Origin of the sequence: Paraburkholderia sp. Ac-20347, assembly GCF_017104805.1 — a bacterium.
Classification (GTDB): domain Bacteria; phylum Pseudomonadota; class Gammaproteobacteria; order Burkholderiales; family Burkholderiaceae; genus Paraburkholderia; species Paraburkholderia tropica.
This window is the reverse complement of record NZ_JAAGPN010000368.1, coordinates 1-6,212: the sequence shown is the minus strand read 5'-3', so window position 1 is coordinate 6,212 and position 6,212 is coordinate 1. Positions and strand designations below refer to the sequence as shown.

Sequence of the window (6,212 nt, the reverse complement as noted above, 5' to 3'; positions counted from 1 at the left end):
CCACGCGCGCGAGCGCGGGCAAGCCCGAGGAGGCGCGCCTCACGCTCGAAGCGCGCCACAGCGCGGGCAAGCTGCTGATCGCCGTGGCCGACGACGGCGCGGGCGTCGATCTCGACGCGCTCAAACGCGCGATCGTCGCGCGCGGTCTCGCGCAGGCCGACGCCGTGGCCGTCATGTCCGAGCCGGAGTTGCTCGACTTCCTGCTGCTGCCGGGTTTCACGATGCGCGAGCGCGTCACCGACGTGTCCGGGCGCGGCGTGGGTCTCGACGCCGTGCAGAATTTCGCCAAGGCCGTGCACGGCACGGTGCGCATCGAAAGCACGGCGGGGCGCGGCACGCGCTTCGTGCTGCAATTGCCGCTCACGCTTTCGGTCGTGCGCAGCCTGATCGTCGATGTCGCGGGCGAGGCCTATGCGTTCCCGCTCGCGCACGTGCGGCGCGCTTTGCGCGTGCCGCGCAGCGCGATCGAAATGCTCGAAGGCCAGCAGCACATCGCCTACGAAGGGCGCCCCGTGGGCCTCGTGACGGCGCGTCAGTTGCTCGGCGCCGACGGCCGCGGCGTGCCCGCAACGGACGCCGACGACGTGAGCGTGGTGCTGGTCGGCGACGGCGCGGGCCACGAAGCCGCGCTCTACGGCGTGGCTGTCGATGCCTTCGCGGGCGAGCGCACGCTCGCCGTGCAGCCGCTCGACGCGCGTCTGGGCAAGGTGCGCAACGTGGCGGCCGCGTCGCTGCTCGAAGACGGCACGGTGGCGCTGATCGTCGACGTCGAGGATATCGTCGCGTCGGTCGGGCGGCTGGTGCGCGAAGGACAGCTCGCGGGCGTGGCGCGCGGCACCCAGGCCACGGCGCGCGAACGCAAGCGCATTCTGGTGGTGGAAGATTCGTTGACCGTGCGCGAACTGGAGCGCAAGCTGCTCGAAAAACGCGGCTACGCCGTGACCGTGGCGGTGGACGGCATGGACGGCTGGAACACCTTGCGCACGGGCCAGTTCGATCTCGTGATTACCGACGTCGACATGCCGCGCATGGACGGCATCGAACTCGTCACGATGATCCGCAGCGATCCGCAGCAGCGCGCGGTGCCGGTGATGATCGTCTCGTACAAGGATCGCGAGGACGACCGCCGGCGCGGCCTGGACGCGGGCGCCGACTATTACCTGACCAAGGGCAGCTTCCACGACGAGGCGCTGCTCGACGCCGTGAACGATCTGATCGGAGAGGCGACCTGATGAATATCGGCATCGCGAACGACATGCCGCTGGCCGTGGAGGCGTTGCGTCACGCCATCGCCAGGCGGCCCGGGCATCGTGTGCTGTGGGTGGCGCAGGACGGCGAGCAGGCGGTGGACTTCTGCGCCGCGCAGCCGCCCGACGTGATCCTCATGGATCTCGTCATGCCCAAGCTCGACGGCGTGGAAGCCACGCGGCGCATCATGGCGCGCTCGCCGTGTCCGATCCTGATCGTCACGAGCAGCGTCGGCGCGAACGCCTGGCGCGTCTACGAGGCGATGGGCGCAGGGGCGCTCGACGCCGTCGACACACCCACGCTCGCGGGCCCCGACGCGCGCCGCACGATGGATCTGCTGCTCGCGAAGATCGAGCAGATCGGCCGCGTGAACGTGGTGAGCGACGTGGCGCGCGCGCCGGGCGCGAGTGTGAGCGCAACGGAAGCGCGCACGCCGCTGGTGGCGATCGGCGCATCGGCGGGCGGCCCCACGGCGCTCGCCACCGTGCTGGGCGCGTTGCCGGCCAGCTTCAACGCCGGGATCGTGATCGTGCAGCACGTCGATCAGTCGTTCGCGGCGGGCATGGCCGACTGGCTCGACGGCCAGGCCGCGCTGAAGGTGCGCGTCGCCAAAGAAGGCGACCGGCCGACGCCCGGCGAGGCGCTGCTCGCAGCCACCAACGACCATCTGTGCATGACGGCCGTCGGCAAGCTCGCTTACACTCGCGAGCCGGCGGACACGCCGTACCGGCCTTCCGTCGACACGTTCTTCCACAGCGTGGTCGAGCACTGGCGCGGCGCGGCCATCGGCGTGCTGCTGACCGGCATGGGCCGCGACGGCGCGATCGGCCTGAAGGCCATGCGCGCGAAGGGCTATTACACGATCGCGCAGGACGCCGCGACGAGCGCCGTCTACGGCATGCCGAAAGCCGCCGCCGCGCTCGACGCCGCGCGCGCGATTCTGCCGCTGCCCGCCATTGCCGCCGAAATTTGCCAACGCGTCGCCCTGCCCGGCGCGGGGCGACCCGAGTAACGAGAGAAACCGGGGCGAAGCGCGTACCGATCTTCGACCCGATCCACATCATGCGACCGAAATCATGACCGAGAAGCCGAATCTGACACCCGGAGTCGAGCCCGCACTTGCCGATGGCGGCCCCGACGAGGCTTCGCTCGAACGGGCGCTGGAGGCCGTGCGCACCGCGCTCGAACAGCCGTTGCCGAATGCGGATGTGCCGATGATGGTGCTGCTCGTCGACGACCAGGCGATCGTCGCCGAGGCCGTGCGGCGCGCGCTGTCCGCCGAGCGCGAGATCGACTTCCATTACTGCGCGCATCCCGAGCAGGCCGTGCGCATGGCCGAGGAAGTGCGGCCCACGGTGATCCTGCAGGACCTCGTGATGCCGGGCACCGACGGCCTCACGCTCGTGCGCGCCTATCGCGCCAATGACGCCACGCGCGACGTGCCGATCATCGTGCTGTCGACCAAGGAAGAGCCCGCGATCAAGAGCGCGGCGTTCGCGGCGGGCGCGAACGATTACCTCGTGAAGCTGCCGGACAGCATCGAGCTGATCGCGCGCATCAAGTATCACTCGCGCTCCTATGTGAACATGCTCCAGCGCGACGAGGCGTATCGCGCGCTGCGCCGCTCGCAGCAGGAGCTGCTAAAGGCGAATCTGGAGCTGCGCCGTCTCACGCATTCGGACGGTTTGACGGGCCTCTCGAATCGCCGCTATCTCGACGAATTTCTCGGCGCGGAATGGCGTCGCGCGCAGCGCGAGAGCACCGAGATGTCGCTGCTGATGATCGACGTCGATTACTTCAAGCCTTATAACGACACCTACGGCCACGTGGCCGGCGACAACGTGCTGCGCTCGGTGGCCACGACGATTCGCCGCGAGGTGAAGCAGCCGCGCGATCTGGTGGCGCGTTTTGGCGGCGAGGAGTTCGCCGTGGTGCTGCCGGGTGCGGGCAGTGTGTTCGCGCGCATGCTCGCGGAGAAGATGCGTCGCGATGTGGTCGCGCTGCAACTGCCGCACGTCGGCTCGAAGGTGAGCGAGCATCTGACGATCAGCGTGGGCGTCGCGACGTTGACGCCGACGGCGGGCATCGCCGAAACCGCGCTGATCGAGGAAGCCGACGCCGCGCTCTATCGCGCCAAACGCGAAGGGCGCAACCGCGTGGAGTATTCGACGGGTGTATCGGGACGGAATTGATGCGTTCGGGCGCGTTGATGCGCGTTGACTCGTTGCGTCAGCAACGGTCGGCAAAAGAAGAAAGCCCGCCGCGAGCGGGCTTTTCTTTTTTCAGGCGAGGGCCGCGCTAGGCATGACGGGCGACATGCGCGATGCAATCAGCAATCGTGAAAGACCCGGCCACGATGCAGAAGAGCCCAGCAGACGGCATTCCCGCTTTAAACCTGTTCCGTCCATTGGCATAACCGGCATAACCGGTATAAGCGCCTCGCGCGAATTTTTTACCGGCGCTTTTCGTCATTTAAAGCAGTTATTGCCGCGCTTTAAAAACGTTTCGCATAAGCCGTTCCCTGTCAATTTTTCTTCCTGCGATTTTTTCATTGGCGCTTTTACCGTAATTTAATTCAGTCCGCAAAAAATGATTTAAATCTCGATTTAAAGCTTGAAGTAAGCAAGCTTTTGTCTATGCTCTGGATGACAGTCAATGATGTGAACAAACAATCCACGAGAGTACACCGGGAGGCACCCTCCATGAAACCGCGCACCAGCCCATCCTGATTGGCGCGGCGAGTCTTGCACGCTTGCTGGACGCGTGTGGCTCGCCCGCAGCCGCCATCCGTTCGCCCTGATCGCCGCTAGCCCGCAAAGCGCCCGTGCGCCTTGCGTCGCGTCTCTGCGCGCGCCGTCCATGACCGGCGTCCGCACGTGCACGGCCGCGACGGCGCCGATTTGACTCGCTCAGTCCATCTGTGCGGGATGGGTCTCTGCGCGTCTGCGAAACGGATATCGACGTAGTGCCGATTCACGATCTTCTAAGGGGAAAGGGCGTGAGGGAATCGAACGGTATTGGCGCGTCACGCGTCGCGCCACACGTAATGGGCGGCCTGGTTTCCAGCGACGTTATTGTTGCGTTCATTGCGTTGTGCGCTTCTTTGTGCATTGCGTTATGCATTTGCCTGCTGACGCCAGGCCGCGCGCAGGCGACGACGTGCACGACGGCAGGCTCGGTGGTGAATTGCACGGGCGCGGCCAATCCGCTTGCGCCGAACTATGCGAATACCACCAGCGGCATCACCGTCAACGCCGATTCCACGACCAACTTCGGCGTGTTGCTCGGCGTGGGCGGCACGGCGGTATCGCTCACGGGCAGCAACGTCACCTTCAATAACAGCGGCACTATTGATCCTTCTCTTTTAGGCGTACTCAGCATCCTGTCGAGCGGCACGGTGATCGGCAACAGCAGCGCGAGCACCATCAACGTGACCAACAACGGCACGATGAACGGCACCGCGCAGCTCGTCACCGTCAATCTGTCGAATCTCACCGGGCTGGCGCTCGCCGTGCAGAACGGCGCGGGCGGCGTGAGCAACATCGTCAATAACGGCACGATCGGTTCCAGTGCCATCGCGGGCGTGACGGTCGCGCCCGCCGATCGCGTCACCGCCGCGGTGTACGGCGGCGGTCAGGTCAACTTCACGAACAACGGCACGATCTCGGGCCGCGTGGGCTTTCAGGCGTCGACGGCGGGCAACACGTTCCGCAACACGGGCAGCGTGATCGGCAGCGTGTCGATGGGCGCGGGCAGCACCAACAACTTCTATGCGTACACGGGTTCGTCGGTGTCGGCCGGCACGGGCGCGTACGTGGGCGTGCTGGGTCTCGTCGGCGTGAGTCTGGGCTTCGCTCAGGCCGGTTACGTGGACGGTGGCAGCGGCGGCAACAACACGCTGCATCTCGCGCAGGCCACGGGCGGCCCGGCGGCCGGCCAGGTCACGATGTCCAACTACATCAACTTCAACCATCTCTCGCTGGAGAGCGGGACGTGGACGCTCAACGGTCCGTCGGGCGCGCTCGACGCGACGCTCGCCAGCACCGCGACGGCCATCGTCGATAACGCCACGAGCCTCGGCACCGGCACGATTACGGCGACGGGCGGCGCGCTCGAAGCCGCGGCGGCGGGCCTGAACATCGCGAACACGATCTCGCTCGGCACGGGCGGACTCATCGCGCAAGGCAGCAACGCGTTCACGCTTTCGGGCGTGCTGTCGGGCACCGGCGCGCTGACCAAGACCGGCACCGCGGCGCTCACGCTCACGGGCGCGAACAGCTATTCGGGCGGCACGAACCTGAACGGCGGCTCGCTCGTCGCGGGCAACGCGGCGGCGCTCGGCAGCGGTGCGCTCAACGTGGGCGGCGCGGCCACGCTCGATACGAGCACGGCGGGCCTCACGCTCGTCAATGCGATCAATCTCGGCGCGAACACGCTCACGCTCGGCGGTAGCAACGCGGCGACGCTCGGCGGCGTGATCGCCGGCACCGGCGCGCTGGTGAAGAACGGCGCGGCCACCGTGACGCTCACGGGCCTCGACAGCTACACGGGCGGCACGACGATCAACGCGGGCACGCTCGCGCTCGGCGCGGGCGGCTCGCTCGCGTCGACGGGCGCGGTCAATCTGGCCAGCACGAGCGCGGCGCTCGATATCAGCGGATCGAGTGCGAATCAGACGATCGGCGCGCTGTCCGGTTCGGGCAACGTCACGCTCGGCGCGCGCAGCCTCACGTTCGGCGATGCGACCGCGCAGACCTTCAGCGGCGTGATCAGCGGCACGGGCAGCGTCACCAAGCAAGGCAGCGGCACGGCGACGCTCACGGGCGTCAACACCTACACGGGCGGCACGTCTCTTTGCCCGCAAACGGCCGCCCAGCTTAGCCGGTTCAATATCTGTTCACTATTTGTTCAAAATCAGATAGTGCCAATGCGCACCTTGACCGGCTCAATGCCGCGCACATCCG

The 6,212-nt window shown here is 66.9% G+C and carries 5 protein-coding genes; all 5 read left to right on the top strand.

The window, feature by feature from the left end; all coding sequences use genetic code 11:
- Positions 1-1,232, top strand: a 1,232-nt coding sequence (locus G3N97_RS35455) for a response regulator (protein WP_205997490.1), incomplete at its 5' end; no start/stop codon positions are given.
- The gene (locus G3N97_RS35450) at positions 1,232-2,260 is read left to right on the top strand and encodes a chemotaxis response regulator protein-glutamate methylesterase (RefSeq protein WP_205997489.1); all 1,029 of its coding nucleotides are present in this window, start codon (positions 1,232-1,234) and stop codon (positions 2,258-2,260) included. The genes G3N97_RS35455 and G3N97_RS35450, both read left to right, overlap by 1 nt.
- A gap of 202 nt (positions 2,261-2,462) precedes the next feature.
- Positions 2,463-3,440, top strand: coding sequence for a diguanylate cyclase (locus tag G3N97_RS35445; RefSeq protein ID WP_241031039.1), 978 nt, complete (start codon positions 2,463-2,465; stop codon positions 3,438-3,440).
- Between the two features lie 112 nt (positions 3,441-3,552).
- Entirely contained in the window at positions 3,553-3,822 is a 270-nt protein-coding gene (locus G3N97_RS35440) for a hypothetical protein (protein ID WP_205997487.1), read from the top strand.
- Positions 3,823-4,426: 604 nt separating this feature from the next.
- Positions 4,427-6,212 (top strand): autotransporter-associated beta strand repeat-containing protein (locus G3N97_RS40255; RefSeq protein ID WP_346778167.1); only part of this gene is annotated, 1,786 nt, incomplete at its 3' end.